General features: G+C 65.3%; 35 protein-coding genes. 15 read left to right on the top strand and 20 right to left on the bottom strand.

From position 1 onward, the window contains the following. Positions 1–150: 150 nt before the first annotated feature. Complete coding sequence (locus NV2_RS14200) at positions 151–441, top strand: barstar family protein (protein ID WP_067873280.1); 291 nt, start codon at positions 151–153, stop codon at positions 439–441. Between the two features lie 120 nt (positions 442–561). Here the strand turns inward: NV2_RS14200 and NV2_RS14195 are convergent, their stop codons facing one another. The 4 genes from NV2_RS14195 to NV2_RS14180 all read right to left on the bottom strand — a co-directional run bounded on the left by NV2_RS14195 (position 562) and on the right by NV2_RS14180 (position 2,237). Further along, a complete protein-coding gene (locus NV2_RS14195) occupies positions 562–1,149 on the bottom strand; it encodes an RBBP9/YdeN family alpha/beta hydrolase (protein ID WP_067873277.1) in 588 nt (195 codons plus the stop codon). Next, entirely contained in the window at positions 1,133–1,405 is a 273-nt protein-coding gene (locus tag NV2_RS14190) for a hypothetical protein (RefSeq protein ID WP_067873274.1), read from the bottom strand. Before NV2_RS14190 ends, NV2_RS14195 begins: the two co-directional genes overlap by 17 nt. A 2-nt stretch (positions 1,406–1,407) precedes the next feature. Further along, positions 1,408–1,860 carry a DNA-directed RNA polymerase subunit beta gene (locus NV2_RS14185; RefSeq protein WP_157102900.1) on the bottom strand — a complete coding sequence of 151 codons (453 nt, stop codon included), beginning with the start codon at positions 1,858–1,860 and terminating at the stop codon, positions 1,408–1,410. A 74-nt stretch (positions 1,861–1,934) separates the two neighbouring features. Then, complete coding sequence (locus tag NV2_RS14180) at positions 1,935–2,237, bottom strand: hypothetical protein (RefSeq protein ID WP_067873266.1); 303 nt, start codon at positions 2,235–2,237, stop codon at positions 1,935–1,937. Between the two features lie 578 nt (positions 2,238–2,815). Between NV2_RS14180 and NV2_RS14175 the strand changes: the two genes are divergently transcribed. From NV2_RS14175 to NV2_RS14145, 7 genes are all read left to right on the top strand, one after another. Continuing rightward, on the top strand, positions 2,816–3,682 hold the full coding sequence (locus tag NV2_RS14175; protein WP_067873263.1) for a DUF5753 domain-containing protein: 867 nt from the start codon (positions 2,816–2,818) through the stop codon (positions 3,680–3,682). 4 nt (positions 3,683–3,686) lie between these two features. Continuing rightward, positions 3,687–4,022: a DUF397 domain-containing protein gene (locus NV2_RS14170; RefSeq protein ID WP_067873260.1), complete on the top strand. Its 336-nt coding sequence runs from the start codon at positions 3,687–3,689 to the stop codon at positions 4,020–4,022. Between the two features lie 40 nt (positions 4,023–4,062). Then, entirely contained in the window at positions 4,063–4,422 is a 360-nt protein-coding gene (locus NV2_RS14165) for a DUF397 domain-containing protein (protein WP_067873257.1), read from the top strand. Positions 4,423–4,690: 268 nt separating this feature from the next. Continuing rightward, on the top strand, positions 4,691–5,275 hold the full coding sequence (locus tag NV2_RS14160; protein ID WP_307613562.1) for a DUF3558 domain-containing protein: 585 nt from the start codon (positions 4,691–4,693) through the stop codon (positions 5,273–5,275). 53 nt (positions 5,276–5,328) lie between these two features. Further along, positions 5,329–5,835, top strand: coding sequence for a hypothetical protein (locus NV2_RS14155; RefSeq protein ID WP_067873251.1), 507 nt, complete (start codon positions 5,329–5,331; stop codon positions 5,833–5,835). Continuing rightward, positions 5,832–7,016 carry a hypothetical protein gene (locus tag NV2_RS14150; protein ID WP_067873248.1) on the top strand — a complete coding sequence of 395 codons (1,185 nt, stop codon included), beginning with the start codon at positions 5,832–5,834 and terminating at the stop codon, positions 7,014–7,016. Before NV2_RS14155 ends, NV2_RS14150 begins: the two co-directional genes overlap by 4 nt. An 18-nt stretch (positions 7,017–7,034) precedes the next feature. Further along, on the top strand, positions 7,035–7,787 hold the full coding sequence (locus NV2_RS14145; RefSeq protein WP_067873246.1) for an ESX secretion-associated protein EspG: 753 nt from the start codon (positions 7,035–7,037) through the stop codon (positions 7,785–7,787). A gap of 31 nt (positions 7,788–7,818) precedes the next feature. Here the strand turns inward: NV2_RS14145 and NV2_RS14140 are convergent, their stop codons facing one another. After that, entirely contained in the window at positions 7,819–8,457 is a 639-nt protein-coding gene (locus NV2_RS14140) for a maleylpyruvate isomerase family mycothiol-dependent enzyme (RefSeq protein WP_067873349.1), read from the bottom strand. Positions 8,458–8,576: 119 nt separating this feature from the next. On the opposite strand from NV2_RS14140, the gene NV2_RS30815 reads away from it, so the two are divergent. After that, entirely contained in the window at positions 8,577–8,780 is a 204-nt protein-coding gene (locus tag NV2_RS30815; RefSeq protein WP_281198540.1) for a DUF4254 domain-containing protein, read from the top strand. A 9-nt stretch (positions 8,781–8,789) separates the two neighbouring features. Here NV2_RS30815 and NV2_RS14135 read toward each other — a convergent pair whose 3' ends face one another. The 6 genes from NV2_RS14135 to NV2_RS14110 form a co-directional block, all read right to left on the bottom strand. Continuing rightward, complete coding sequence (locus tag NV2_RS14135) at positions 8,790–9,416, bottom strand: dihydrofolate reductase family protein (RefSeq protein ID WP_067873242.1); 627 nt, start codon at positions 9,414–9,416, stop codon at positions 8,790–8,792. Continuing rightward, complete coding sequence (locus tag NV2_RS14130; RefSeq protein ID WP_067873239.1) at positions 9,413–9,889, bottom strand: SRPBCC domain-containing protein; 477 nt, start codon at positions 9,887–9,889, stop codon at positions 9,413–9,415. The genes NV2_RS14135 and NV2_RS14130 overlap by 4 nt, the downstream gene beginning before the upstream one ends. Then, positions 9,879–10,202, bottom strand: coding sequence for an ArsR/SmtB family transcription factor (locus NV2_RS14125; RefSeq protein ID WP_210749610.1), 324 nt, complete (start codon positions 10,200–10,202; stop codon positions 9,879–9,881). Before NV2_RS14125 ends, NV2_RS14130 begins: the two co-directional genes overlap by 11 nt. A 139-nt stretch (positions 10,203–10,341) precedes the next feature. After that, entirely contained in the window at positions 10,342–11,244 is a 903-nt protein-coding gene (locus NV2_RS14120; RefSeq protein ID WP_084474638.1) for an alpha/beta fold hydrolase, read from the bottom strand. Between the two features lie 82 nt (positions 11,245–11,326). Next, a complete protein-coding gene (locus NV2_RS14115; RefSeq protein WP_168436166.1) occupies positions 11,327–12,079 on the bottom strand; it encodes an ATP-binding protein in 753 nt (250 codons plus the stop codon). Between the two features lie 106 nt (positions 12,080–12,185). Beyond that, complete coding sequence (locus tag NV2_RS14110) at positions 12,186–13,067, bottom strand: SDR family oxidoreductase (protein WP_067873227.1); 882 nt, start codon at positions 13,065–13,067, stop codon at positions 12,186–12,188. 84 nt (positions 13,068–13,151) lie between these two features. Between NV2_RS14110 and NV2_RS14105 the strand changes: the two genes are divergently transcribed. After that, positions 13,152–13,724 (top strand): TetR/AcrR family transcriptional regulator, encoded by a 573-nt coding sequence (locus NV2_RS14105; RefSeq protein ID WP_067873224.1) that lies wholly within the window; start codon positions 13,152–13,154, stop codon positions 13,722–13,724. A 6-nt stretch (positions 13,725–13,730) separates the two neighbouring features. Here the strand turns inward: NV2_RS14105 and NV2_RS14100 are convergent, their stop codons facing one another. The 4 genes from NV2_RS14100 to NV2_RS14085 form a co-directional block, all read right to left on the bottom strand. Then, positions 13,731–14,309 carry a Uma2 family endonuclease gene (locus NV2_RS14100; RefSeq protein ID WP_067873221.1) on the bottom strand — a complete coding sequence of 193 codons (579 nt, stop codon included), beginning with the start codon at positions 14,307–14,309 and terminating at the stop codon, positions 13,731–13,733. Between the two features lie 64 nt (positions 14,310–14,373). Then, on the bottom strand, positions 14,374–15,375 hold the full coding sequence (rsgA, locus tag NV2_RS14095) for a ribosome small subunit-dependent GTPase A (RefSeq protein ID WP_067873218.1): 1,002 nt from the start codon (positions 15,373–15,375) through the stop codon (positions 14,374–14,376). Next, entirely contained in the window at positions 15,372–16,691 is a 1,320-nt protein-coding gene (aroA, locus tag NV2_RS14090; protein WP_067873215.1) for a 3-phosphoshikimate 1-carboxyvinyltransferase, read from the bottom strand. The genes rsgA and aroA overlap by 4 nt, the downstream gene beginning before the upstream one ends. 290 nt (positions 16,692–16,981) lie before the next feature. Further along, on the bottom strand, positions 16,982–18,514 hold the full coding sequence (locus tag NV2_RS14085) for an aldehyde dehydrogenase family protein (RefSeq protein WP_067873213.1): 1,533 nt from the start codon (positions 18,512–18,514) through the stop codon (positions 16,982–16,984). A 180-nt stretch (positions 18,515–18,694) separates the two neighbouring features. Here NV2_RS14085 and NV2_RS14080 point away from each other — a divergent pair, with 180 nt between their 5' ends. Next, positions 18,695–19,519: an SOS response-associated peptidase gene (locus tag NV2_RS14080; RefSeq protein WP_067873210.1), complete on the top strand. Its 825-nt coding sequence runs from the start codon at positions 18,695–18,697 to the stop codon at positions 19,517–19,519. A gap of 21 nt (positions 19,520–19,540) precedes the next feature. On the opposite strand, the gene NV2_RS14075 is transcribed toward NV2_RS14080, so the two are convergent. The 3 genes from NV2_RS14075 to ybaK all read right to left on the bottom strand — a co-directional run bounded on the left by NV2_RS14075 (position 19,541) and on the right by ybaK (position 21,089). Further along, positions 19,541–19,876 carry a hypothetical protein gene (locus NV2_RS14075; RefSeq protein WP_067873207.1) on the bottom strand — a complete coding sequence of 112 codons (336 nt, stop codon included), beginning with the start codon at positions 19,874–19,876 and terminating at the stop codon, positions 19,541–19,543. A 96-nt stretch (positions 19,877–19,972) separates the two neighbouring features. Then, positions 19,973–20,479 (bottom strand): MarR family winged helix-turn-helix transcriptional regulator, encoded by a 507-nt coding sequence (locus tag NV2_RS14070; RefSeq protein ID WP_067873205.1) that lies wholly within the window; start codon positions 20,477–20,479, stop codon positions 19,973–19,975. A gap of 121 nt (positions 20,480–20,600) precedes the next feature. Then, positions 20,601–21,089 carry a Cys-tRNA(Pro) deacylase gene (gene ybaK, locus NV2_RS14065; RefSeq protein ID WP_067873203.1) on the bottom strand — a complete coding sequence of 163 codons (489 nt, stop codon included), beginning with the start codon at positions 21,087–21,089 and terminating at the stop codon, positions 20,601–20,603. Between the two features lie 430 nt (positions 21,090–21,519). Between ybaK and NV2_RS14060 the strand changes: the two genes are divergently transcribed. Together NV2_RS14060 and rsrA are read left to right on the top strand one after the other, a co-directional pair. Then, the gene (locus NV2_RS14060; protein WP_218018981.1) at positions 21,520–22,140 is read left to right on the top strand and encodes a sigma-70 family RNA polymerase sigma factor; all 621 of its coding nucleotides are present in this window, start codon (positions 21,520–21,522) and stop codon (positions 22,138–22,140) included. Then, positions 22,137–22,451, top strand: coding sequence for a mycothiol system anti-sigma-R factor (gene rsrA / locus NV2_RS14055; RefSeq protein WP_067873200.1), 315 nt, complete (start codon positions 22,137–22,139; stop codon positions 22,449–22,451). Before NV2_RS14060 ends, rsrA begins: the two co-directional genes overlap by 4 nt. Positions 22,452–22,559: 108 nt before the next feature. Here the strand turns inward: rsrA and NV2_RS32955 are convergent, their stop codons facing one another. Together NV2_RS32955 and NV2_RS14050 are read right to left on the bottom strand one after the other, a co-directional pair. After that, positions 22,560–22,634 carry a 50S ribosomal protein bL37 gene (locus tag NV2_RS32955; RefSeq protein ID WP_369801531.1) on the bottom strand — a complete coding sequence of 25 codons (75 nt, stop codon included), beginning with the start codon at positions 22,632–22,634 and terminating at the stop codon, positions 22,560–22,562. A 165-nt stretch (positions 22,635–22,799) separates the two neighbouring features. Then, on the bottom strand, positions 22,800–23,699 hold the full coding sequence (locus NV2_RS14050) for a LysR substrate-binding domain-containing protein (RefSeq protein WP_067873196.1): 900 nt from the start codon (positions 23,697–23,699) through the stop codon (positions 22,800–22,802). 87 nt (positions 23,700–23,786) lie between these two features. Here NV2_RS14050 and NV2_RS14045 point away from each other — a divergent pair, with 87 nt between their 5' ends. After that, complete coding sequence (locus NV2_RS14045; RefSeq protein ID WP_067873193.1) at positions 23,787–24,965, top strand: acyl-CoA dehydrogenase family protein; 1,179 nt, start codon at positions 23,787–23,789, stop codon at positions 24,963–24,965. A 27-nt stretch (positions 24,966–24,992) separates the two neighbouring features. Continuing rightward, positions 24,993–25,721, top strand: a complete 729-nt coding sequence (gene fabG, locus NV2_RS14040; RefSeq protein ID WP_067873190.1) for a 3-oxoacyl-ACP reductase FabG — start codon at positions 24,993–24,995, stop codon at positions 25,719–25,721. Positions 25,722–25,745 lie beyond the last annotated feature (24 nt).

The raw sequence follows: 25,745 nt of genomic DNA, 5'->3' as shown, positions 1-25,745 counted from the left end.
ATAGAGTGCTGTTGCGAGGGTGTTGATTTCGTTCGTCACAACACGATCTTGAACACCCTCGCTCAATCCTCTTGCCACAACACCTTGCCGCCCAACCTATTTCGAGCCACTACCTCTACTTCTACCCACTGTCGAACTGGAAGCGAGACCATGCGCGCCACCATCGACGGGACACAGATCCGAACCCATGCGGACCTGCACAACGCTCTGTCGGGACCCCTGGACTTCGGTCCGTACTACGGGCACAACCTGGACGCCCTGTGGGACCGCCTGACCACGGACGTCGAACGCCCGGTCGAGATCGTCTGGGAAAGCTCCGGGGTCAGCCGGGAGCTGATGGGTGTTGAAGCGTTTGAAGCGATCGCCTCCGTGCTGACCGAAGCAGCCGAGCGGGATGCGTCGAACCCGGTGGACGAGAGGCTAACGGTGCGCTTCGCCTGACGGGTGAGTAGGCCCCTGAGCGCGGCGTGCCGCAGGCCGGCTTGATATTTACAAGCACCAGGCCGCACCAAGCCAGGATCACCCCTGGGAATTACTCGTCTAGCGGCGGGTGGTGGCATGTCACGTGTGGGTCGACGAACTGCCGAGCTCGATTGTGGCGTCGAGTAGCTCGTGTGCCCGAGCCCAGGGTCCGAATCCGGAGGCTAGGTTGAGGTGGCCGACGTCGCCGAGTTCGATCAGTAGGCTTCCCCATCCCTCGGCGAACTCGGTGACTCGTGACGGCGAGGCCAGTGGGTCGGTGGTGCTGGCGGCGACGATGCTCGGGAACGGTAAGCGGCGGCGCGGAATCGGGATCCAACCGGTTCCGTTCAACTCGGCTGTCGTCGGATAGCCTGGGGGAAGCAGAGTTTCGATATCGGGCGGGGTTGCCAGCAGTGCACTGTGGATCGTTCTGGATGGTTGTCGAGCCCAGTGCGCGGTGATGATCACTCCGGCGCTGTGGGCGACGAGTACCACCGGACTGTCCACCGCTGATAGCACCCGGTCGAGAGCCGCGACTCGGGCCGCCAGGCTCAGTGCGTCCGGGTCGGGTGGCGGCACGATGCGTACTCGGGGGAGCTCTGCGGCGAGTCTGGTCTGCCAGTGGTCCGGGGCGTGGGTGCGCAGTCCGGGCACGATCACCACGGTGGGATCAGCGGTGAATGGCATTGTGCCGGTATCCCTGTGCCCGCTGAGCGTCGGTGGCGGCCATCGTGTGCAGCCGGGTCAGGACCAGGTCGTGGTCGGATTCGGCGCCGGTGCGTGCGGGCCATTGGGATTCGAGTCGGCGGCAGTAACTTTCGAATGCTAGTCGGCGTTGGACACCGGCAACGGTCAATCCCGGCTCACGCGGTGGCCACCAGCATCCAATGCCGATGAATACGCAGCAGACGGCCCCCATCAGTGCAGTCACGATCGCGAACATGGTCAGACCACCTCGTTCCGGACGTGCTCGAGCACCAGTGCGGCGGATGGACGGAAGCTCCCCAGCGGCAGTTGCTTCCAGCGGCGATATCTGTCGCCCGGATCATTCGGAAAGGGCAGTGCCACACTGGCTCCGAGCGGTGCGACAGTGACTGAACGGCAATACATCTCGGCGTACAGTGCATAGTCCTCGAACGCGATGTCCGGCTCCAGCAGGAACGTCCACCGCCGACTGCGGATATGCAGAATGATCGGCCCGGCTTCGGTACCTACCGCACTCAGGGAAGTCGACACCCGCTCGCCGAGCGTGTCGGGCATGGTAATCGCCGCTATGGCACCAGTTTTCACGACCAACTGACCCGAGCAAGGATCGATTGATACGGGCAGGCCACGGTGCTTTCGGTAGTAGTTGAATACAGCGTTCATATCGCTGTCGACCGGACGGGACACACTCATCGAACCTCGATTCATGGTGGACGAGAACGAATTCGCTCCGACCGGCCGATGTGGCCGTCGGTGTACTGGAAAGTTCAGGGTCGAGTTCCGTTCGCCCAGCGAGCGAAGGACAGTCGTGGTCGGACGGTTTCGACGTCGGCAACGCACATCACCGCTTGCAGGGTGACGGGCCCGATGTGGTCGGTCGACGGTGCGATCACGGCCTCGGCTCCGGTCGCGCGGACCTGGTCGACGAGCGGTATCCGGCTCGTCTCCGGCGGCCACACCAGCCTGTACCCGAGGTGCCGTGCCAGTCGCCGCAGTTGCGCGAGATCCCACTCCGACACATCCGCATCCGGATGGGTAAAGCCCAGCGCAATCGGGCGATCGCCCCTCATCGCCGGTCCCGGCGCCGCTCGCCATTGAGCGGCAGCCGGAGCAGCGCCAACGTAAGCCCGGTCAGATTGCAGATCAGAAGCAGCAGGCACCAATCACAACTGGTCATGAGAGTCCCCTCTGTTTGTTTCCCGCACCGTTGGCGGGAATCCGTGCCGAGCTGTCGGTTCGGTGTCGGCCGTCGTCCGGACTGGTTGGGCTATTGGGTATTTCGGACCAGTAGTGGCTCATCGCGAACCCGAAGGGTTTGGCCTGGCGTGATCCCATTTATGGCGCCAAACGTGTTGGGTGGCTGGCTATTTCGGTGTAAAGCAACGCGGCGGATGGTGCTTGGATAACCTGTGCCCAGGTAGGGGCGGTGCAGCCCACGGGCCCGGCAAGCCGGCCTCGCATCTTGAGGTGTTCCATCGCCACTTCGAAGAGGTCGAAATGATCTGCACTGCCACCGCAACCCACTCCCACCGGTATGGATCGAACTTGGAAGACTGTGACCCCGAACACCCGAAACCGTACGTTACTTAAATTCAGTCTGCAAGTAGGTGTTATCTTTGACGTATCGGATGAGGCGGGAAGGGATGGGATGAGCCGTACATCGCCCACGGTGGCGGGATGGGAACTCATGCTGCGCATTCGGGAGCAGAGCAAGACTCTTGGCGTGACAGCAACGAAGATTCAGAGGGCGCTTGGGATCAGTGCCGCGTACTGGTCCCAGGTCACGCACTTCCAAGGGGTGTTGACCGAGGAGAAGTTGCGGCCGTTGCTGGATCTGCTCGAGTTCGAACCCGACGAACAGCGCGAACTGATGGCGCTCCGCGAGCTGGCGAAGGGGAAGGGGTGGTGGGACGAGTACTCGGCGTTGTTCGACGACGAACAGAGCAGGTTCTACGGGCTCGAAGATGGTGCTTGCCGTATCCGCAGTGTCGACAACGGTGTCGTCCCGGGCTTGCTTCAGACGGAAGACTATGTGCGAGCTCTGGTTTCGTCTGTGGGCGCGACCGGTCGTCCGACCGAAGCCAACCAGCGTGTTCGTGCTCGCCTGCAGCGTCAGCGTCGCCTCGAGGGGGCTGACGCGCTCGAGTTCTCGGTTATCGTTGGCCAGGCAGCCCTGATGCAAGAAGTCGGTGGCCCGGCCGTACAACAAGCGCAGTTGCAACATCTTCTTCACATGATCGAGCGGCACCCGGCGAACCTGGACCTACGGGTGGTGCCTTTCGATGCCCAAGGATCGATGGCCGGCCTCAACGCGGCGACATTTCACCTGCTGGAGTTCGACAATTCCCGACTACCTGCGGTGGGGTGGCTCGAAACGGCGATCCATGGCCAACTCAGCTCAGACCAGCGGCAAGTCGATGCCCTGGACTACCTGTACTCGCGAGTGTGGTCGATCGCCTTGGATCGAGACGCCTCAGCGGCGCTGATCGACCGGATCGCGGGGCGATTACTCTGACAACATGAGCACCACCTGGTTCAAATCGAGTTTCAGCGGCGCAGACAAGACGTGCGTAGAGGTCGCCAACCGGCATGAGGCAGTGCTCATCCGCGACAGTAAGTACTCCGGTCCTGAATCGGAACAGCCGATCATCACCGTTCCTGCTGCCGATTGGTCGACACTTCTGGATCTCGTGTTGTCGCGTACGTCGGGTGTAGCCGGGGCGGATGTCTGGGTGACTGTGAATGGTGACGGCGGTGGTGTCATCGCCGCTGGGACGACTCGCCTGAGTTATGACTCGGACGAGTGGGATGCGTTCACCAAGGGCGTGGCGGACGGTCAGTTCACTCGGTGCTGACGGTGACTCGGTACAGTTGGTCGCCTAGCGATGGAGGGGTGTGAGCGTGAACAGCACTGACTTGTCCGAAACTTCATGGTTCAAGTCCACGTTCAGCAAGGATGCCAACAGTTGTGTGGAGGTCCGATCCGTCGGCGAGCTGATCCAAGTGCGTGACAGCAAGTACCTTGGCCCCGAGGCGGAACAGCCGATCATCACCATGCCTGCCACCGAGTGGTCGACACTTCTGGATCTCGCGTTGTCGCGTACTACCGGTGCGGCCGGAGTAGACGTCTCGGTGACAGTGCATAGCGACGGCGGCGCTGTCGTCAGTTCCGGAACGACTCGTCTGACCTATGACTCAGACGAGTGGGATGCGTTCACCAAGGGCGTCGCGGACGGTCAGTTCACTCGGTGCTGACGGTGACTCGGTAACCTCCGGCGTTCGGCCTCCCTAGCGCTTCCCAGAGCGGGCGCTGGGGGACTACCAGGTCGTTCGTGCGACGGGTGGGAACCGTCACCCGACCGTGCGGCGGCCCCGGCAGTCGGGTTGAACAAGGCATTGTGCGAGATGAGCGCCGTGTCACGTTCTTGCGGACGGCGCCGCCACGTCGGTATCGTCATCTCGAGTTTCATTGGGGGCGAGGACCGGTCCGGGCCCCGATCATGATGACCGAGGCGGACCGGGGGTGGAGGTCCGCGTGAGTCGTTGGGGGCGTATCAGCCGAGTACTGGCAGGCACGGCGGCAGCGGGTTTGGTGCTGGCGGGGTGTGGGTCCGATACCGATGGGGATCCATCGGCGAGTGCGGATACCGCGACATCGACCATGCTTCCACCAGCACCGACCGCCTTCGATCCCTGCTCCGGCGCGATGCAGCCGATTCTGGACTCCGAAGAACTGCATGGCCAGAACAAAGCTGATTCCGACGGGAATGCGGGGACACAGTGGCGTGGCTGCGGTTGGGTGCAGTCCGACGGCTACGCGACATCCATTCGAACCACGAACATCACCTTGCCGATGATCCGAGAGAATGCCGAATGGAAGATCGCTGAGGAGCTCACCATCGGTGGGCGGGCGGCAGTGACGTATCACGACAGCGAGGCCACTGATATCCAGCACGACTGCCTGCTCAACCTTGAACTCAAAGGTGGCAGCCTGCAGTTTTCGATCGACAATCCCGCATCCCGTCGGAAGACCGGTGATACAGATTCCTGCGAGATAGCGAAACGGCTGGCAGACAAGGTCGTGTCGGTGATCCCGGCCTCGGCCTGACAGCTAGGAGTCACTCGGAGGAAGCGTTGGATCCGAAGAAGTAGGGGGAGGTCATGGCACCCGATACACCTCGGCCACTGGAGTCTCTGATTTCCGAGGCGCAGGAAGGTCGGCTAACCGTAAACTTTAATAGCAATGTGCGGCTCAACGCCGAAGAGTTCTTCTACATCGACCGCGACTGTCAAGCGTTCAAAGACTTCATTCAAGACCAGCAGCGGATAGCGAAGGATCTTGCTGCTCAAAAGCATTGGGGACTGGGCGAGGACCAGGACATTCTTCCCTCTGCGAAGGTGATGGTCGACTGGTTTCGCTCGAAGGCGGCGAAGGGCGACTCCGGGAAAGGGTCGGATAATAATGTTCACGACATCCTCGAAGAGCACTATCAAATCATCGACGATATCCAAATCCTGCACCACACGATCGCTCAGAAGCTGATCGATACCGATCAAGAATTCGCCGCCCATTACAACGAGATCTCCGCCAATCCGCCTCCGAGCGGGATCTCCTCCACCACGCACGTCGCAGGCCCGTACATGCTCCCGAACGGAAAAACATATTGAGTGGCACAGAGGATCCGCGGATCGCCAATCCGGAACATCCCGATTCGCTCGAGCATTGGGCCATCTACCGGGCATTTCATCCGCAGGATACCACCGACGCGTTCAATGCTGCCGGTAAGTATGTACGTATGGGCGCCGACTGGGAGGTGAACGTCCAGGAGTTCGCCGCGCGTATCCGCCGTTCCAGTGCGTCGGCCTGGGATGGTGCCGCGGCCGAAGCGTCACGGCAGGCCATCAACAACTACGCGCAGCGGGCGTTGGACTTCGCTCCGGCGTTGAAAGGTCTGGCGGCGCAGGTATCGACGACGGTCACCGGCATCATCAACACGAAAACCAATGTCGCGGAACCGAAAGAGTCGGCGTGGGCTATCAACCCGAAGAGTTGGGATATCGGGATCTGGGAGGGACCGCGAGCCAAGGACAAAATCGACCAGGCTCGTGATGACGCGCGCGACGCGATGAAGAAATATTACGTCGCCGACTTCACGGCGGCGGACAAGGCGATTCCGGTGCTGCCTCGGCCGGTGAGCCCGACCGATCCTCTCTTCACCCTGGACCCGAACAAGGGCGGCACCCCGGGTATCGACAACAGCAATTCCGGTGGCCCCCAGCCTGGGAGTGTCGATCCGGGCACCGATGGTGGCACAGACCCGGGCACGCCGAAAACCCCTGCCGATGAGGAACCGGCCGACACAGATCCGACCGGCACGGATCCGGCGTCGACGACTCCCACGGCCACATCGCCCGCGGGCACGAGCAGTCCGGGAACCCCGACCGCCCACGCGGGCGTCGACCCGAGTTCCGCGCCGACCCGCGCCGCCGGCCTCGGCCCCGGCTCCTATCCGGGCGGTGGCCTCGGTGGCCTACCAGGTGGTGGCCTTCCGGGAAGCGGTCTCGGCGGTGGTTCCGCAGGGCCCGGTCGTAGCGTCCCCGGCGCACCGGCGGCCGGTGCCGGTGGTGTTCCGGCCGCGGCGGCTCAGGCCGGCGCCAACGGCAGGCCAGGCATGGGGATGCCCGGTATGGGCGGCATGGGTAGAGGCAAGTCCGAGGAAGACGAGAAGAAGCACGAAATCCCGGAATGGCTTCGCACCATGGAGAACACCGAAGAATTGCTCGGTTCCGCGCCGCGCACAATCCCCGGCGGTGTGATCGGCGGCGACAACCCCGATCCACAGAAGTAACACCGACGAGGACCACGCATGGCCGAATGGAATTGGGAACCAGACGATTTCGCCGCGTTATGGCTCGGCGACGCCCGCGACCGCCTGCCACGACCGCTGTCCTACACCAGCCGGTTCGCGGGCGCGAACGAAGCCCGCGCCCACCGCATCGCGGTGCGCGCCCGATACCAGGGTGAAGAGGCCGAACAAATCCGCCTCGCATTCCACACCCTCGACACCTGCCGACTCCGGATTCAAGTCCTCGGCGAATCCACCACACTCGGCAACGGGCAACCGCGGGAGTACCGCGTGCTGTCGGCACGCAACGACGACCACGCGGTCATGCTCACCCAGACCGCCGCCGACGGCATCCACGGCCGAATCCGCTGCCGCCTGTTCCGCACCGAGCAGATGGCACCGAGACTGGCGCACATCCTGCCCACCTGCCCGCCCGGCACCGCACCGAAGGAAACCTTCCACCTCGACGAACTCCGCCAGCAAACCCAGGCCGGGTACGGCAGATCGGCCCGCGAACGATACGAGCGCCGCATCCGCGGCACCCGGGTCGGCGGTGTAGCCGGACTGCTCACCGGACCGCTGCACACGACCACCGAACCCTGGTTCACCGCACAGTGGTTGGACGTAGCCGGCGACGGCCGCTACCTGCAGCAGGTAACCCGCGAGCACCTGTCGATACGTCCCGCCGACACCGGCGCCCTTACATCTCTGTTCAACGCCTGGATCGATCGGGCATGGAAACAACTGCAGGACAACGCATATCAGATCGGCTGAACGGACGCTCCGCGGCCGACATGCATCGGATTCACAGCCGGCTCCGCAGCATGGCCGAGCCGGCCCCCTCGAGCTCCGCGCAATACTCGGCCCGGCCGGCCATCGCCATGACCAGTGCGATGGTCGATCCACTCACCAGTGGGCCGGCGCCTGTGGCAAACGGCCCATCGGTGGCTTCCACGCGCAGACCCTCGATCGTGCTGCGACTGTTCACGGTGAAGTTCCGGCTCGCGTAGAACTCTGCGACCTCGGTGGCGGCAGTGACCGAAGGGAGGCTGGGCAAGCCCAGTGGGTGGCGGATGTCCTGGGCGTGCACGATCACCTCACCGAGCCATGCTGCCGGATGCCCGAACGGGGCGGTGGAACTGGTGATGATGGCGCGGAAACGGTCCAGCGTTTCCGCCGGAGTCGCCCCCCGATGCTCGGCCAGCCGCCGCGCATTGTGCTCATCGAAATCGAAGCGCGCGCCGAATACACTGCGCATCCAGCGCCAGGGCCCGATACTCGCCGCCGCGGTGAGGTGCGCGACAACCTCCTCCACCGTCCATTGCTCGCACAACGACCGCCCGGCCCATTGCTCTTCATCGAGACCGGCGAGATCCTCCGCCAAGGCCGCACGCTCAGTGTGTGCCATCGTCCACAGTTCCTGCCGGGCCACACTATTCGCCACCACAAGCCTCCTGCTCGACACGACACCATGCCGTGCACGTCCGTTGTATGGACGGCTGCGCTGCCCGGAATTCATCGGCTCTGCCGCCACCGGCCGACTCCACGTGAGTCCAGTCGTCGATCGAGCCTCAACCTGGTGTTACTCGCGAGGTAGACGCGTCGCGCCGTGAGGTTGTGCGGATGATCGACAGGTGGGTCGGAGCGAATGTGCCGCAGCATCGGCACAGTGCCGCCATCCATACCGAAACGGTCGGCTCGGTGATCGATCGGCTTGCGGCGTATGGCCGGTCGGCACATCTGCAACCGATGCTGCGGACAGTCTGACGGCGCCGTTCAGACGAACTGGCCGACGCCGTCGAATTCGGCGAGTGGTGCCGGTCCGCTGACCTCGTATTCGAGTAGGAGCAGGCCAAGGCTGGTGGCCTCATGGCGGGTGAGCCGAAGGCCGGTACTCGGGCCAGTGCCGGTAAGTAGTCGCCGCCCCATGCCCAGCACGGTCGGTGCGACGGCGAGTCGGACGATGTCGACCAGGCCCGCGGCAAGTAGACAATTGCCGAGGCGTGAGCTGCCGTGGATCTGCAATTCACGGCCAGGCCGGTGTTTCAGCTCGCCCACAGCGGTGGCCGCGTCGCCACGCAGTACCGTCGTCGGGTTCCAGCTGCCTGTTGTCAGAGTGTTGGACACCACGTATTTCGGCAGGCTGTTCATCCGCTCGGTGAACGGGTCGCGAGGATCGGTGATGGCGGGCCAGTCCCGTGCGAACGCCTTGTAGGTGCGGCGCCCGAGCAGGAGTCCGTCGGCGGCATCGAGCCATTCGGAGGTGCGCTGGATGAACACCTCGTCCAGATAGGGCACCAGCCAGCCGCCGCGATCAAAGCCGTCGGTGGTGTCCTCGGTCGGTGAGCCCGGTCCCTGGCTGACCCCGTCGAGTGTGACGAACTCGGTGAGCGCGAGTTTCATGCCGTCGCTTCGCCTTCGACCAGTTGTGTGAGTTGATCGGTGACCGTCCCCCACCCGTACGCGAATCCCAGTTCTTGGTGACGGGCCCGCGCTGCCGGGTCACCGTGCCGGACCAGAATCCGATAGTCGGTGCCGTCGGGGTGATCACGCAGGGTGATCTCGGCGGTCATCGACACCGGAGCAGGTGCGGCCGGACGCCAGCCGCTGTCGACCGCATTGGTGAACACGAGACGTTCACACTCCTCGGCCAGCAGGAAACAGGCATTCAGGTGCGGAACGAACTTCTCGCCGTCGTCGCTCATCGTGGTGACGAACGCACCTGCGGGTCGGATCTCGAGTCTCTCGACACGGCACAGGGTCGGTGCGGGGAGCCACCACTGCGCCAGGCTTTCCCGGTCGGTCCAGGCCTTCCATACGCTGGCACGTGGCGCGCGGATTACGCGGTTGAGAGTGAGATCGAGGTCAGGGTTCATCGCGAGACTCCTTTGATTCGGTGAGGAATTGCTCGAGCCGGTCGGTGCGGCGCTCCCAGATGTGGCGCTGTTCGGCCAGCCAGTCCTCGACCAGCCCGAACCGTTCCCGGTCGAGTTCGCAGCGGCGCACCCGCCCAGTTTTGACCGTCCGGATCAGCCCGCTGGACTCCAGGACACGGATGTGTTTCAGAAACGCCGGCAGCGTGATCGGTGCAGATTCAGCCAGCTCGCCGACACTGGCGGGACCGGACCCGAGTTGCTGAACTACCGCGCGGCGCGACGGATCCGCAAGGGCGGCGAATACGTCATCCAACACAACGGAATACTTAGCCACAAGGTTAAGTATTAGCTGACATCGCGCTGCAACGCAATACGCAGACCCACGACACGATGCCACCCCAGCTCACCTCGAAACGGAACCGAGGACCTCCATCGGGCTTGTCGAACGCGGCCTAGTCCGCCCCGTTGTCGAGTTCGCGCAGGAAACCGGCGACCACTTCGGCTACGCCTTCGGGGTCGTCGTCATGGATCCAGTGTGCGGCGTCCGGGAACTGCACCAGTCGGGCGTTGGAGCGCCGGGTCACCATCTCACGAGCCAGTGGTTCGGGGAGGAGCGTGCTGTGTTCGCCGCGCAATACCAGCGCCGGGCAGGTCGAGCTGAGCCACTTGTCCCACCAGTCTCCGATTCCGCTGACTTGCACATCCATCATCTCGTTCCAGTCGAACAGCAGTCGCCAGTGGCCGTTCGCTGTGGGCTCGGCACTCTGCATGAAGAATCCCGGGTCGGGGATACCTTTGGCACGGAGTGCATCTGCCAGCTGTTCTTCGGTCGCGCCGGTGGCGGGCCAGTCACGCACGTCCAGTACCGGGTGTTCGATCTCCGGTGAGCGCATCACTGGTCCGACATCCTCGATGATCAGTGCCGCCACGAGGTCAGGATGTTGTGCGGCCAGGTGGTAAGCGGTGATACCGCCACGTGAATGACCCAGTACCACGACCGGGCCGAGATCCAGATGCCGGATCAGCTCGGCAGCGTCGGTGACGAAGTCAGCGTTGGAGTAGCTGTCGGAATGGCTGCTGTTACCGTGACCCCGCTGATCGGGTGCGATGACGCGCGCCCCCGGCGAGAGGTCGCGGCCGAGTCGGGCAAAATTGGAACCACGTCCGAAAGTGCCGTGCAGCATGACGATCGGACGCCCGGTTCCGGCGGAGTCGATAAACGCTATATCGACGCCATTTACTGTTGCTGATCTCAGTCGTTCCACTCCGGCAATCCTTTCAATCGGGGCAAATGGTTTTATCGTTCGCCCCGGCCGGCCTCGCGTGCGCGCTGCACCGGCGGCGGATGCGGGCATGACTACCGCCTGATTGCGGCGCCGCGGACCGTGCCCTGACACCGAGCCGCGGCACCCGAACCTCGCCGAACACTGCGGGTAATCAGCCGACTGCGTGTCCACCTGACATACCTGGTATTACGGTGTTTCCCCACAAAGCAGACACCGGTAGCGCCATGAGGCGATCTCCGTAGGACACGCCCTGGTCGCCTAGATGCAAAACGATTCCGGCCGTGAACCGGTTGCCGAGTTTGTCGCGGAGCCAGCTCAGGTGCCGTGCATCCTTGACCGTCGGAGAAGCGGATGCCTTCACCTCGATTGCGAAGATCGAACCGTCGGCTGCTTCGAGAATGAAGTCGATCTCGCGACCATCCCGATCCCGGTAGTGCAGAATGTCGAACGCATCGTTGGTGAGGCCCTTGAGCTTCAGGAGTTCGGTGAAGACGAAGGTCTCGACCAAGCGGCCGAGGAACTGGTTCCCAGGCTGCCCGAGCGATCGCTCATCGGTGCGGAGTAGATGTGCGGCCAACCCCGAATCGGTGAGAAAAAGCTTGGGTGACTTCGTTTCCCGTGAAGACAGGTTTGTCGACCACGGCCTTACGGTCGCCATCAAGAAGACAGTTTCGAAGTAACCGAGGTAGGTCTGCACGGTATCGCGGGACAGTCCGAGGCCTTTGGCGATGTCATCCACCACGAGAGGGTGGCCTGCTCGGTCCGCTACGAGGGTGGCGAGTTGAGGCAGGACCGTTGCCTGACGGATATCCGCGAATTCTCGGATACGACCTGGTGTTACCTGGGTGCTATCGGCAATCTGCCGACCACCTGATCGGCAATCTGCCGACAGGGTTGTCGGCAATCTGCCGAGTCTCTGACCGGCAATCTGCCGACTGTATGGTCGGCAAACTGTCGAGGTGTCCGGCTCGGACCGCGAGGAGGTGTGCCAGGCGACCGGTCGAGTGCGCTCAGGGCTGGATGTTCTCCAGATCCGCAAGCAGCCCAGGCTGTTCCGGCTCCCACCCGAGCGCTTCGCGGGTGTGCACGCTGGAAGCGGGCTGGTCGAGCGCGAAGATCTCTGCGAGCGGCCCGAATGCCTCCGGGGGCACGCTTTCCACCGGTACGCCGAGCCGGCGGCCGATCACCGACGCCATATCGCGCACTGCGACGCCCTCGTCGCCCACGGCGTGCCAGGCGGTTCCGGCCGGTGCCTTTTCCAGGGCGAGGCGGAACAGGACGGCTGCGTCGAGGGCGTGGACGGCGGGCCAGCGCTGGGTGCCGTCGCCCGGGTATCCCGCTACTCCGCTCTGGCGGGCGGCGGTGGTGAGGATTCCGGTGAATCCGCCGGTGCCGTTGTTGTAGACGGTGCGCGGCAGGCGGATCGCCGAACTGCGGACGCCCTGGGTGGCCAGGTCGAGGACCGAGGTGACCGACTGGACGCGTCCAGCAACGGGGCCCGCGGAGGTCAGTGGATCCGATTCGGTGGCCGCGCGGCCCGCTGCCATCGGCGTGCCCGAGACCGTGACGTACGGGCGATCGCTGTCGGTGAGTTCCTCGCCCAGCGCGGCCATGGCGGCGCCCTCCTCGGCGACTGCTGCCAGCACGGTGTCCTCGGAGCTGAAGTCGTTGCTGAATGCCAGGTGGATGACGCCTTCGCTGCGGGCGGCCGCGGCACGGATGGTGTCCAGATCGGTGAGATCGCCGCGGATCGGTTCCGCGCCGGCGGCGGACACGGCCGCGGCGGATGAGTTGGAGCGGGCGAGGGCGAGGACCGTGTGACCGTTCGCGAGCAGTTCCGCGACGACGGCCGAGCCCACCAGGCCGGTGCCGCCGGTGACGAATACGCGCATGACTTCCCCTTCGAGTGATGGGATGGTTGTCTCATCACAGTAGCAGGCGATGGGATAACAGTCCCATCGCATAGGATGGGCAGTATGGCGCGATGGAAACCTGGGGCACGTGAGCGGCTGGTCCTGGCTGCGGTCGATCTGTTTACCGAACAAGGCTACGACGCTACGACGGTGGCCCAGATTGCCGAGCGCGCCGGTGTCACGAAAAGCACCTTTCATCGCTACTTCCCTGATAAGCGCGATTTGCTGGTCGCCGGGCAGCAGGCCTTGAGCCGGTTGCTGACCGAAGGTATTGCCGCGGCACCGCAGGATGCCGGCCCGCTCGCGGCCGTCGCGGACGGGCTCGCGGCGGCTTCCGCGGAGATGGGCCCGCTCAACCACGAAATGGCTCCCCGTGTGCAGGCCGCGATCGCCGCCAACGCCGAACTTCAGCAACGCGATGCCTTGAAAAGCGTGGGGCTGGCCGCGGACATGGTCGAAGCCCTGGTCGCACGCGGCGTCCCGCAACCGACCGCACACCTCGCCGCCGAACTGGGTGTGCTCGCGTTCAAGCAGGGCTTCGCGCAATGGCTGGACGCCGATCGGGACGCCGCCCTGGCCCCCTACGTCCTGGCCGCGCTCGACGATCTGAAAGAAGCCACCCGCACCCTCACCTGAGCAGGCTCACATCCGGCGATACTCGTCGAGATCGATGCGCACAGTGAACGGCACCGACAACTCGAGCTTCTCGTGGTGAATTTTGGTCAGTGCGTACGACCCGGTCGACGGGTCCAGTTCGTACACGTAGACCACGGCCCGCCCATCCACGTTCTCCACCCGCCAGAAGTGCGTGATACCCGCACGGGCGTACAGCTGCGGCTTGCGTTCACGGTCCCGCACAACCGAATCCGGTGAAACTACCTCGACTGCGAGCACCACGTCATCGGGTTGGTACGTGGTCTGTTCGGGTCCGCGATCGGCCGATTCGTGCACCACGATCAGGTCGGGTTCGGGCCGCTGCCGGGGTCCGAGAGTTACGGTCATCTCGCGCCGCACCCGCAACGACACCGGCGCAGCGGCCCGCAGTGCCGATACCAGCAGGTCGATCACCAGAGCGTGGAACCTCATCTGCGGGCTCACGAAGACGAGACTCCCATCGATCAGCTCGGTGTGCGGGGGCAGGTCGGTTAGTCGGTCCAGATCATCGCTGGTGAAGCCATCCGGCGGTGGGACGGCCCATGCGGGCAGCGGTTCCGCGGTCATCGGCCCTCCTTCCGTCGGTGTGGTCACGAGCAGCGGCTTTCAGTATTGCACCGCTGCGCACCCGTCAACTACCTCCGACCACCCAGGGATCGTTCGAGTTCAGCGCAGTCAGCAGTAAGCGGATCGCCGCTACCCGGCGTTCCTTGCCCGGTAGTTCGTCCAGCGCGCATTCCGGATCGGCGGGTGGGCCCAGGTGGGTGCAGCCGCGTGGGCAGTCCTCGATGGCCTCGGACAGGTCCGCGAAGGCGGCGATCACGTCGTCGGGGGTGATGTGGGCCAGGCCGAAGGAGCGGATGCCGGGGGTGTCGATCACCCAGCCGCCCTCGGCCAGTGGCAACGCCACCGATTGGGTGGAGGTGTGGCGGCCCTTGCCGACGCCGGAGACCGTGCCGACGGCCCGTTCCGCTTCGGGGACAAGACGATTCACCAGCGTGGACTTACCCACGCCGGAATGGCCGAGCATGCAGGTGAGCGAGTCCCGAAGCAACTCCTGGACCGGCTCGAGTGGATCCTCGCGGCCGCCGTAGACGATGGTGAGATCCAGATCCGCGAACTCGGCGGCGAACTCCGATTCGGCCGCCAGATCATATTTGGTGAGGCACAGAACCGGTTGCAGCCCACCGGCATACGCGGCGACCATGGCTCGTTCGACGAATCCGGTGCGGGGCGGGGGATCGGCCAGTGCCACCACGATGAACAGTTGTTCGGCGTTGGAGACGACGATGCGTTCGAACGGGTCGGTGTCGTCGGCGGTGCGGCGCAACACCGTTCGGCGTTCCGCGACGCGGACGATGCGGGCCAGCGTATCGGGCCGGCCGGACAGGTCACCGACCACATCCACCTGATCGCCCACCACGATCGGGGTGCGGCCCAGTTCGCGGGCACGCATCGCGACCACACGGCGCTCCGGATCGTTGTGCAGTACACAACCCCAGCGGCCGCGGTCGACCGAAACCACCATGGCCGGCACCGCATCTCGATGTTCCGGCCGGGTTTTGGTCCGGGGACGAGACCCTCTGCCCGGGCGCACCCGGACATCGGATTCGTCGTACTCGCGGCGCCTCAGTGGGCCGCTCCTTCATTCGACAAGACGTCCGCGCCCGCCAGCATCGACTCCCACAGGGTGACGAATTCCGGCAGGGTCTTGGCGGTGGTGCCGATATCCTCGATGCTCACCCCGGGCACGCGCAGGCCGAGAATCGCTCCGGCGGTGGCCATCCGGTGGTCGGCGTAGGAATGCCATTCACCGCCGTGCAGCGGTGCGGGCTCGATGTTCAGGCCGTCCTCGGTTTCGCTGACATTGCCGCCGAGACGGTTGATCTCGGCGGTCAGCGCGGCCAGCCGGTCGGTTTCGTGGCCGCGCAGATGCGCGATGCCGCGCAGCCGGGACGGGGAATCGGCCAGGGCGGCCAGGGCCGCGACGGTGGGGGCCAGTTCGCCCACATCGTGCAGGTCGATATCGATTCCGGCGAGGGTCTGCGGGCCGCGCACGGTGAGCGTGCCGTCGAACCGGCGTGCCTCGGCGCCCATGCGGACCAGGATTTCGCGGATCACGTCGCCGGCCTGGCTGGTGAGCTGCGGCCAGTGCGGGATGGTCACCTCACCGCCGGTGACCGCGGCGGCGGCCAGGAACGGGGTGGCATTGGACAGGTCGGGTTCGACCTCCCAGTCCACGGCATGGATCGGACCGGGTTCCACGACCCAGACCTGCTCCTTGCGCGGATCGGTGGGTGCCTGCACCCGCACGCCGGCGTGGCGCAGCATGTTCACGGTCATCTCGATATGCGGCATGGAGGGCAGCGGCGCACCCTCGTGATGCACGGTGATGCCGGACTCGAAACGGGCCGCCGACAGCAGCAGCCCCGACACGAACTGCGAGGACCCGGACGCATCGATGGTGACGGTGCCGCCGGGCAGCGAGCCGGAGCCGTGCACCACGAACGGCAGGGTGTCGCCGTCGATCTCGACGCCGAGATTGCGCAGCGCGTCGAGTACCGTGCCCAACGGCCGCAGCCGGGCCTGTTCGTCCCCGAAGAACGCGACGTTGCCGTGCGCCAGCGTGGCCACCGGCGGCAGGAACCGCATCACGGTGCCGGCCAGGCCGCAGTCGACGGTCGCGTTGTGCAGATGTTCGGGCGGGGTGACGACGAGGACGTCGGCGTCACCGGTGATCTCGGTTCCCATCGCGCGCAGGGCCGCGATCATCAGCTCGGTATCCCGGCTGCGCAGGGCGCCGGTGATGGTCGAGGGACGGTCGGCGAGCGCGGCCAGAATCAGTGCCCGGTTCGTGATCGATTTGGACCCGGGCAGGGTGACGGTCGCGTGCACGGCATGGTCGGTGTGGGGCGCGGGCCAGAAACTCACCGATACATCTTCACTCATGAGAGCCTTTCGCGTATGCGCGGAGCATAGTTTTGTGATCCCACAGGGGTAATGGAAATCGGTCCGTGCCTGGTCAGGGCTGGTTACCCGCCGTCAACCGCGATGTAACACACATCGGTGGACTATCCTGCGCCGCGCTACGCGAGGACGCCGCCGCGCCGTTATGGGTGATTTGAGGCGTTTCCGATATTCACGCCTGGGGACGGCATCCATGTCACCGGAGCCGCGTCACCGGAAAGCGCGATCGGGCCCGCGCCGAGTGCGGCGCGGGCCCGATGCGATATGCGGTTCTACTTATTGCGCCCGTGCAGGAACGGCACCATCTTGCGGAGCATCTTCATGGTGGCGTCGGTGCGCTTGTAGCTCATCAGAGCCATGCCCGGAATGGCGAAGCGTTGCACCGCGATCGAATGCGGGCTGGAGAATTCCAGCAGGCCCGGTGCGCCGTGGATGCGGCCGATACCGGAATCGCCCACACCACCGAAGGGGAGTGCGGCAATGGCGGCGAAGCCGAGCACCGAGTTGACCGAAGTGGCGCCGACCCGCAGCCGGCGGGCGATCTCGACCCCACGCTTACGGGAGAACACCGCCGAACCCAGGCCGTACTTGGAGTTGTTGGCCAGTTCGATGGCCTCGTCGACGCTGTCTACGGTGCGGATGGTGACGGTGGGGCCGAAGGTTTCCTCCGCCACCGCATCGGAATTCTCGTCGACGTCGACCAGGATGACCGGCTCGATATAGGGGGCCTTGACCGATTCCACCCCGCCCAGGACCGCGGTGCCGCCGTCGGCGAGTGCGGATTCGATGTGGCGCCGCACGATGTCGACCTGTGAAGGCATCGTCATCGGGCCGTAGGAGGCCTTGTCATCCGATCCGGCATGCACGCCGGAGAGGATCTTGGTCACCTCGGCGATGAACGGTTCGCGGATCGACTTGTGGACGTACACCCGCTCCACACCGGCGCAGGTCTGGCCGCTGTTCATGGTGGCGCCGTAGGCGACGGCGTCGGCGGCCGCGGCGATATCGGCATCCTCGGCGACGATCACCGGGTCCTTACCGCCACACTCCAGCAGCACCGGGGTGAGGGTGTCGGCCGCGGCGGCCATGATCTTCTTGCCGGTCGCGGTGGAACCGGTGAAGGCCACCTTGTCGACCCCGGAACGCACCAGCGCCGCACCGGTAGCGCCGTATCCGTTGATGACGGTGAAAACCCCGTCGGGCAATTCGGGATTGGCCTCGGCGAACGCCTTCCCGACGAAATTGCCGATCCCGGTGGAATATTCACTCGGCTTGAATACGACGGTATTACCGGCGGCGAGCGCATAGGCCAGCGAACCGTTGGGGGTGTAGACCGGGTAGTTCCACGGGCCGATCACGCCGATCACACCGAGCGGGCGCTGTTCGATCGAGGCCGAGAAATTCGACATCGTCGCCCCGGAGGACACCTTCTTGGGTTTGAGTACCTTCTCGGCGTTCTTGGCGGCCCAGGCGATGTGCTCGAGGGCGAGCATCATCTCCAGATAGGCGTCGTCGCGCGGTTTTCCGTTCTCGGTGTGGATGAGGTCGCAGAATTCGTCGGAACGGGCGACGAGGCGGCTCGCCCAGCGTAAGAGCGCCTGCTTGCGCTCGGCGAAACTCAGTCCACTCCAGGTTGCGGCGGCCGAGCGGGCCTTGGCGACGGCCGCGCGCACCGCCTCTTCGTCGGCGACGGGATGGGTGGCGATGACCTCGCCGGTGGCCGGATTGACCGAGGTGAGCTCGGTATCGGAGGTGGATTCGGATGCCTTCGCCGCTGCTGCGGCGGTGGACTCGGTAGTGGACATGATTCGGCGACCCCTAATGAGAGAGTGACGGCAAGAAACTCTCACACCCAAGATGTGATGTCAACCGCCTTCAGTTGTATTCGCGTCCGCGCACGGCTATATCCGAGTCTACGGTCGCCGTGGCCTACGCGGAGGGGTCGGAACTGCGGATTTGTCGGTGCCCGATGGCAGCATGGAGGTATGTGCGGCAGATATGCGACCACCGCGAATCCGGCGCGACTTGCGGTCGAACTCGACGCGCTCGACGAGACGACCGACGGCGCCTCCGAATCCGGCACCGCGGCGAAAGCGCCGTCCGGTGCGGGAGCCGAATCCGGTGCGAATTACAACGTGGCGCCCACGAACCGGGTACTCACCGTGGTCCGCCGCCACGACCGCGACCACCCCGACGACGATCCGGCGCTCCGCATCCGGCGCATGCGCTGGGGGCTGATCCCGGTCTGGACCAAGGCTGCCGAGCCCGGAGTCCCGGCGAAGGGCAAACCGCTGTTCAACGCGCGTGCCGATCGTGCCACCGCGGCGCCGTCGTTCCGGGACTCGGCGAAGAAGCGGCGCTGCCTGGTGCCGATGGACGGCTGGTACGAATGGCTCGCCGAACCTGATCCGACCGCCGCGGGCAAGACGGTGAAACAGCCGTACTACATGTCCGACGCCGACGGCGGCCGGCTCTATATGGCCGGGCTGTGGTCGGTCTGGCGCGATCCGGCACAGCGGGAGATGAACCCACTACTTTCCTGCACGATTCTGACCACCGACGCGGTGGGCGATCTGACCCGCATCCACCATCGGATGCCGCTGATGATGCCGCGCGAACACTGGGACGCCTGGCTCGACCCGGACCACCCCGCGCCGGGCGAACTACTGGAAACTCCGTCGCCGCAGCTGGTTTCGTCGATCGTGGCGCGACCGGTCAATCCCTTGGTGAACTCGGTGCGCAACAACGGTCCGCAACTGCTGGAACCGGTGGACAGCAGCGGCGATGCCGGGCAGATCAGCCTGATCTGAGCCCGGCATCGCCGTGCGGTGCTAATCGCACTGCACGGTGGGCGCTACTACGTTGAGGCCGCATTTGAGCACGTCCGTACCCATTTCGATGAGATTGGTGGCGGTTTTGCCGCCGAGCTCGATGAGGTCGGTGACGGTATTGCCGCCGAACTTCTCCGCCCGCTCGGCCTGCGGGTCCTTCTCCGGGGCGCCGGGATTCTCGCTGTCGCCACCGAGGGGGTAGTCGGAGTCCAGGACCGGGGTCACCACGGCGGGGGCGGCTTCGGCGGGGGCGGCGATCAACAGGCCGGGGCCCAAGGTGAGCAGGGTGGCGCCGGCGACGGCGATCAGGCTGCGCAGGCGTGGACGGTGGGTCATCTCGTATCACATCCTCGGTTCGAACGAATCGGGGTCGAACGGACTCGACCAGTAACGCACAGATACCGGTGTGATTCGAGTGATTCGAGGTGAAAGTCAGCCGGGTGTCTGCGTGTCGGTCCGGAGTGTCCGGCTTTCCGAACCGACGTCGAGCAGGAACTGCCGGGCGGCCTCGTAGTCGTCGACGAAGCGGTCCAGGAGGTCGGCGAAGAGGTGGCGATCGTTGTCGTCCCAGTCGCCGAGTACGTGAGTCAGCATCTCGTTGCGGCGAGCCCGCAGGTGGGTGGCCATCTCCTCGCCGTCGGGCGTGACTACCAGGACGCTGGCGCGGCCGTCGGTGGGATCGGCTTCCCGGCGGATGAAACCGCGCTTGACCAGGCCGGCGACCTGCCGGCTGATGGTGGACGCGTCGGAGTACATGGCCTCGGCGAGGGTGCCCGAGCGCATCGGGCCGTCGAGCAGCAGGCGGAAGATGATGCGATACGCCGACATGTCGACCTCGCCGTGCGAGGCGGCGGACACCTGGGCGTTGGTGCGTTCCCGGATGCGCCCGAGGCGTATCAGTTGCTGCCCGATCCGATCGGAGACCTGCTCGTTGTCCATCTCTCGGACCTCCCGCGCCGTCCGACCGCGCCGGGGCGGCAAGTTACCTGAAGAAATCAACTGCTTGTATATCTCAACTAGTTGTCAAAGGCAATTATTTCCAACAGATTAATCGGACATATCAGGCAGTGATGATAGCGGTGACAGCCGCTGTCGTGCGAATCAGATCCGCCGGCGCCACCTCGATCTCCAGGCCACGCTTGCCGGCGCTGCACAGCACCCGGTCCCACACCAGCGCCGACTCGTCGATCACCGTGGGCAGTGCGCGCTTCTGGCCCAATGGGGACACACCGCCCAGAACGTACCCGGTAATACGCTGCGCCTTGGCCTTGTCGGCCATCGCCGCCTTCGGTGCGCCCAGCGCCGCCGCGGCGGCCTTCAGCGACAACGAATGCGGGACCGGGAGCACGGCCACGGCCACGGCGCCGGTCGACAACTCGATGACCAGCGTTTTGAAGATCTGCTCGGCCACCACCCCGACCCGCTGCGACAGCGCGGCCACCGCCTCGTCGCCGTAGGAATCGCTGCGCGCATCGTGCGGATAGGAGTGCACGACATGTGCCACCTTCGCCTGGTTCAGCGCCCGGACAGCCGGGGTCGATGCGGCCATGCCGGTCAGCGTAGCGGTGCGCCGCGACCGCCGGTGCCCACCCCGGGCTCCTGCCGGGATCGCCCGGCGGGAACACAGCGGGGTGTCGGCATGTTGCACTGTTTCGCTACCCGGCACAGCGGCCCAGCAGCAGCCCGTCCGGGATCTGAAGCCCGAAAAACGTCCGAAGGAGAGTGCGGTGACCGTCCTTGTCGACGAACGTCCGGTGACGATCGGCCGGATCGGCCAGGCGCCGCCGTATCCGCTGATCGACACCGTCCCCCAGGCCACCACCGGGTTCGGCCGAGATCACGCCCGCGCGGTAGATTCGAGTGCTACGGCAACCGAAGGGACTTCCGTGACGAGCGACGACGAATTGGCGGCCGATCGCCCCCGTGAAGGCACCGCGGGCGCTTCCGGCCCGGAACATATCGAGATCCCCGACGATCCGGTGGACGACGAGGACAACAGCACCGTGCGCAGCAATGCCGACGATGCCGAACTGGCGCGACGTTTCGAGCGTGACGCCCTGCCGCTGCTGGATCAGCTCTACGGGGCGGCCCTGCGGATGACCCGTAACCCGGCCGACGCCGAGGATCTGGTGCAGGAAACCTTCGCCAAGGCCTACCAGGGCTTCCGGTCCTTCCGTGAGGGCACCAACCTGCGCGCTTGGCTGTACCGCATCCTCACCAACACCTACATCAACTCCTATCGCAAGAAACAGCGCCAGCCCGCGCAGTACCCGACCGACGAGATCACCGACTGGCAGCTCGCCGCCACGGCCGAGCACACCTCCACCGGCCTGCGCTCGGCGGAGATGGAGGCGCTCGAGGCGCTGCCGGACGACGACATCAAGGCCGCGCTGCAATCACTGCCGGAGGAATTCCGCATGGCGGTGTACTACGCCGATGTGGAGGGCTTCCCCTACAAGGAGATCGCCGACATCATGGGTACTCCGATCGGCACGGTCATGTCCCGGCTGCATCGCGGTCGCAAACAGCTCAAGGGGCTGCTGGCCGATGTCGCGCACGAACGCGGCTTCGACCGGAACCGGCAGGAGGTTTCGCAATGAGCACCAGTGAGCACGAGCACGACGAACGCAGCGCCGGAGACGATCTCGAACTGGACTGTTCGGCAGTGCTCACCGATGTCTGGCTGATTCTCGACGGCGAATGCGACGAGTCCACCCGGGCGCGACTGCAGCACCACATGGACCATTGCTCCCCGTGCATCGAGGCCTACGGCCTGGAGGAGAAGCTCAAGCATCTGCTCAGCAGCAAATGCGGCGGCGACCGAGCGCCGGAATCATTGCGTGAGCGTCTGACCCTCGAAATCCGCCGTTCGGTCACGATCACCGAAACCAGGATCGAACCCGAATCCTGACCGATCCCCGGAAACGCGAATGCGGCCCGCCATCCACTGGATGGCGGGCCGCATTCTTGTCAGCTGTGCGCCGGACCACTGCGGTCCCGGCGCGCACGACACAACGGCTCAGGAGTTGGGCCGCTTGCCGTGGTTGGCCGCATTCTTACGGCGGCTGCGCTTCTTACGCCCACGCTTACCCATCGTTAGCTCCCTTCTGGTGAAAACAAGACTGGGGAGAACCCGCCCCAGGTGCGAGTTCATCGCAGAAAAGCGTACATGCGCGGCCGGTGTGCCCAGCAATCGGCTGGTGAAGCGGGACCGTGACAGGCCCATCCGGGTAGGCAGGGCACCGAGCGGCCGGTGTGGTCAGCCCGGGATGTCCGCCAGCGCCATCATTTCCCGGAGCACCGCGTGCAGGGCCGGGCTGGTGTCGGCCGTGCGCCAGGCAGCCCGCAGATGCACATCGGGCACGGTGTCGGTCAAGGGCAGGAAGGTGATGTGCGGATCGGTGACGTTGCGCGCTACCGATGCCAGCGTGAGATGGCAGCCGACCTCCGCGCCGACCAAGGCCAGCGCGGTCTGGGTATCGGGTGCGATCTGCACGACCTCCGCGACGAAGCCGTGCGCCTTGGCCAGGCGGCGCAGCCGATCCGGCAGCACCGCCCCGTCGTGCGAGGCCAAGGAGACGAAGCGGTCGGAGGCCAAGTCGGACATGGTGATTCGTTCGGTCGTACCGGCCAGTCGATGAGTGTCGGGGACCGCGACTACCAGTGAGTCGGGCAGGGTCACCTGTGAGGAGATCCCGGCCGGGATCACGTCCCACCGACCGAAGGCCAGGTCGGCCTCGTTGTCGAGAACCTTCTTCACGGCCGGCTGCGCGAAATTCTGACTGGACAGCTCCAACGCGATTCCGGGCCGGTGCGACCGGACCATGCGGGCCAGTTGTGCGAGCAGCCGGTGCGTGGACACCCCGGCGAAGACGATGCGCACGGTTCCCACGTCACCGTTGTCCGCCGCGCGTACCGCGGCACGGGCCCGGCGGACGGCGGAAAGCACCTCCCGGGCCGGATCCAGCAGTGCTTTGCCGCTGTCGGTGAGCGCCACCGAGCGGGTGTTGCGGTCGAACAAGGTAGTGCCGAGGGTGCGCTCGAGTTGCTTGATCGTGCGGCTCAGCGGCGGCTGCGCGACATGCAGTCGTTCGGCGGCGCGTCCGAAATGCAGTTCCTCGGCGACGGCGAGGAATGCGCGGAGCTGATCGATATCCATGACCGGGCAATTATTGCATATTCGGTATCACAGGTCGGCTGATCAAGTATTGGACCGGCGGTAATCGAGCGGGCGATAGTAGAGGCCATGCGCACGCTGAACCCCGATGTCCCGGACGACGTCTTCGCCGACGTGCTGGAACAGGTCCGCCACTTCGTTCGCACCGCGGTCGTTCCGCGTGAACTCGAGATCATGGAGACCGATGCGATCCCCGCGGACCTCCGAGACCGCGCGGCCGCGATGGGGTTGTTCGGTTACGCGTTACCGCAGCAGTGGGGTGGACTGGGGCTCAACCTGATTCAGGATGCCGAGCTGGCCATGGAACTCGGCTACACCAGCTTGGCCTTCCGCTCGATGTTCGGTACCAACAACGGAATCGCGGGGCAGGTGCTCGTCGGATTCGGCACACCGGAACAGCAGCAGCGGTGGCTGCCCGGACTCGCCTCGGGGGAGGTCGTCGCGTCGTTCGCGCTCACCGAACCCGGTGCCGGATCGAATCCGGCCGGGCTGCGCACGACCGCCCGCGCCGACGGTGCCGGCTGGGTGATCGACGGCGCCAAATGCTTCATCACCAATGCGCCGTCCGCGAACCTTTTCGTGGTGTTCGCGCGGGTGCATCCCGCACCCGAATCCGGTTCCGGCATAGCGGTGTTCCTCGTTCCCGCCGAGACCGACGGAGTGAGCGTCGGCAGTAAGGACGCCAAGATGGGGCAGCAGGGTGCCGGCACCGCCGACGTCCGCTTCGCCGGTGTCCGAGTCGGTGCGGACGCACTGGTCGGCGGGGATGCGGAATCGGGTTACCGAGCTGCGATGACCTCCCTGGCGCGCGGCCGGGTGCATATCGCCGCACTGGCGGTCGGGCAGGCCCAGCGCGCGCTCGACGAATCCGTGGCGCATGCCGCGACCGCCACCCAGGGCGGCACCCCGATCGGCGACTTCCAGCTGGTGCAGGCCATGCTCGCCGACCAATACACCGGGGTCGCGGCCGGGCGCGCCATGGTGCGCGACGCCGCCCACGCCTGGGTGACCGAGACCGACCGGCGGATCGTGCCCTCAGCGGCCAAGCTGTTCTGCACCGAAATGGTCGGCAAGGTGGCCGACCTCGCGGTCCAGGTGCACGGTGGCTCCGGATATATGCGTGAGGTGACCGTCGAGCGGATCTACCGTGATGTCCGGCTGCTGCGGCTCTACGAGGGCACCAGTGAGATTCAGCGGCTCATCATCGGCGGCGGACTGGTACGCGCCGAACAACGTAAGAACTCGTAAACCGCACCTGGGAAAGGACGCATCACCATGCTCACCGACCGGACCGCCGTCGTCACCGGAGCAGCACAGGGCATCGGCCTCGCCATCGCCCGCACCTTCGCCGAGCACGGCGCACGGATCGTCATCGGCGATCTCGACGAGGCGAAGGCGAAGGCCGCCGCGCAGTCACTGCCCACCGAGGCAATCGGGGTGCGCTGCGACGTCAGCTCCGCCGACGATATGGCCGCGCTGCTCACCGCCGCCGTCGACACCTTCGGATCCCTCGACGTCATGGTCAACAATGCCGGCATCACCCGCGACGCCACCATGCGGAAGATGACCGAGGACCAGTTCGACGACGTGATCCGAGTGCACCTCAAAGGCTGCTGGAACGGCACCCGCCAGGCCGCGGGAATCATGCGTGCCCACGGCGGCGGCTCGATCGTGAACCTGTCCTCGATCTCCGGCAAGGTCGGGCTCGTCGGCCAGACCAACTATTCCGCCGCCAAGGCGGGAATCGTGGGCCTCACCAAGGCCGCCGCGAAAGAGGTTGCGCACCTGGGAGTCCGGGTCAACGCTATACAGCCCGGCCTGATTCGCACGGCGATGACCGAGGCCATGCCGGAGAAGGCATGGGAGTCGAAGATGGCCGAAATCCCGATGCAGCGCGCCGGTGAACCCGAGGAGGTCGCCTCGGTGGCGTTGTTCTACGCCTCGTCGCTGTCGTCGTACATGACCGGCACCGTCGCCGAGGTGACCGGCGGGCGGCACATCTGAGCCGCGGGAGCGGTCCCCTCCGGC

It is taken from the genome of Nocardia vermiculata NBRC 100427, from assembly GCF_001613265.1.
GTDB classification, from domain to species: Bacteria; Actinomycetota; Actinomycetes; order Mycobacteriales; family Mycobacteriaceae; genus Nocardia; species Nocardia vermiculata.
Note: the sequence above shows the minus strand (reverse complement) of the source record. Positions and strands in the feature narration are given on the sequence as shown.

Excerpts from the sequence above, each read along its gene's own strand:
- NV2_RS14085 (WP_067873213.1), bottom strand. The coding sequence starts at position 18,514 with ATGTCCACTACCGAGTCCACCGCCGCAGCAGCGGCGAAGGCATCCGAA.
- NV2_RS14105 (WP_067873224.1), top strand. The coding sequence starts at position 13,152 with ATGGCGCGATGGAAACCTGGGGCACGTGAGCGGCTGGTCCTGGCTGCG.
- NV2_RS14190 (WP_067873274.1), bottom strand. The coding sequence starts at position 1,405 with ATGTTCGCGATCGTGACTGCACTGATGGGGGCCGTCTGCTGCGTATTC.
- fabG (WP_067873190.1), top strand. The coding sequence starts at position 24,993 with ATGCTCACCGACCGGACCGCCGTCGTCACCGGAGCAGCACAGGGCATC.
- NV2_RS14200 (WP_067873280.1), top strand. The coding sequence starts at position 151 with ATGCGCGCCACCATCGACGGGACACAGATCCGAACCCATGCGGACCTG.
- NV2_RS14130 (WP_067873239.1), bottom strand. The coding sequence starts at position 9,889 with ATGAACCCTGACCTCGATCTCACTCTCAACCGCGTAATCCGCGCGCCA.
- NV2_RS14185 (WP_157102900.1), bottom strand. The coding sequence starts at position 1,860 with ATGAGTGTGTCCCGTCCGGTCGACAGCGATATGAACGCTGTATTCAAC.
- NV2_RS14145 (WP_067873246.1), top strand. The coding sequence starts at position 7,035 with ATGGCCGAATGGAATTGGGAACCAGACGATTTCGCCGCGTTATGGCTC.
- NV2_RS14120 (WP_084474638.1), bottom strand. The coding sequence starts at position 11,244 with ATGCCCGCATCCGCCGCCGGTGCAGCGCGCACGCGAGGCCGGCCGGGG.
- NV2_RS14045 (WP_067873193.1), top strand. The coding sequence starts at position 23,787 with ATGCGCACGCTGAACCCCGATGTCCCGGACGACGTCTTCGCCGACGTG.
- NV2_RS14155 (WP_067873251.1), top strand. The coding sequence starts at position 5,329 with ATGGCACCCGATACACCTCGGCCACTGGAGTCTCTGATTTCCGAGGCG.
- NV2_RS14195 (WP_067873277.1), bottom strand. The coding sequence starts at position 1,149 with ATGCCATTCACCGCTGATCCCACCGTGGTGATCGTGCCCGGACTGCGC.
- NV2_RS14050 (WP_067873196.1), bottom strand. The coding sequence starts at position 23,699 with ATGGATATCGATCAGCTCCGCGCATTCCTCGCCGTCGCCGAGGAACTG.
- NV2_RS14110 (WP_067873227.1), bottom strand. The coding sequence starts at position 13,067 with ATGCGCGTATTCGTCACCGGCGGCACCGGCCTGGTGGGCTCGGCCGTC.
- NV2_RS14170 (WP_067873260.1), top strand. The coding sequence starts at position 3,687 with ATGAGCACCACCTGGTTCAAATCGAGTTTCAGCGGCGCAGACAAGACG.
- NV2_RS14080 (WP_067873210.1), top strand. The coding sequence starts at position 18,695 with ATGTGCGGCAGATATGCGACCACCGCGAATCCGGCGCGACTTGCGGTC.
- aroA (WP_067873215.1), bottom strand. The coding sequence starts at position 16,691 with ATGAGTGAAGATGTATCGGTGAGTTTCTGGCCCGCGCCCCACACCGAC.
- NV2_RS14070 (WP_067873205.1), bottom strand. The coding sequence starts at position 20,479 with ATGGACAACGAGCAGGTCTCCGATCGGATCGGGCAGCAACTGATACGC.
- NV2_RS14180 (WP_067873266.1), bottom strand. The coding sequence starts at position 2,237 with ATGAGGGGCGATCGCCCGATTGCGCTGGGCTTTACCCATCCGGATGCG.
- NV2_RS14100 (WP_067873221.1), bottom strand. The coding sequence starts at position 14,309 with ATGACCGCGGAACCGCTGCCCGCATGGGCCGTCCCACCGCCGGATGGC.
- NV2_RS14135 (WP_067873242.1), bottom strand. The coding sequence starts at position 9,416 with ATGAAACTCGCGCTCACCGAGTTCGTCACACTCGACGGGGTCAGCCAG.
- NV2_RS14075 (WP_067873207.1), bottom strand. The coding sequence starts at position 19,876 with ATGACCCACCGTCCACGCCTGCGCAGCCTGATCGCCGTCGCCGGCGCC.
- ybaK (WP_067873203.1), bottom strand. The coding sequence starts at position 21,089 with ATGGCCGCATCGACCCCGGCTGTCCGGGCGCTGAACCAGGCGAAGGTG.
- rsrA (WP_067873200.1), top strand. The coding sequence starts at position 22,137 with ATGAGCACCAGTGAGCACGAGCACGACGAACGCAGCGCCGGAGACGAT.
- NV2_RS14175 (WP_067873263.1), top strand. The coding sequence starts at position 2,816 with ATGAGCCGTACATCGCCCACGGTGGCGGGATGGGAACTCATGCTGCGC.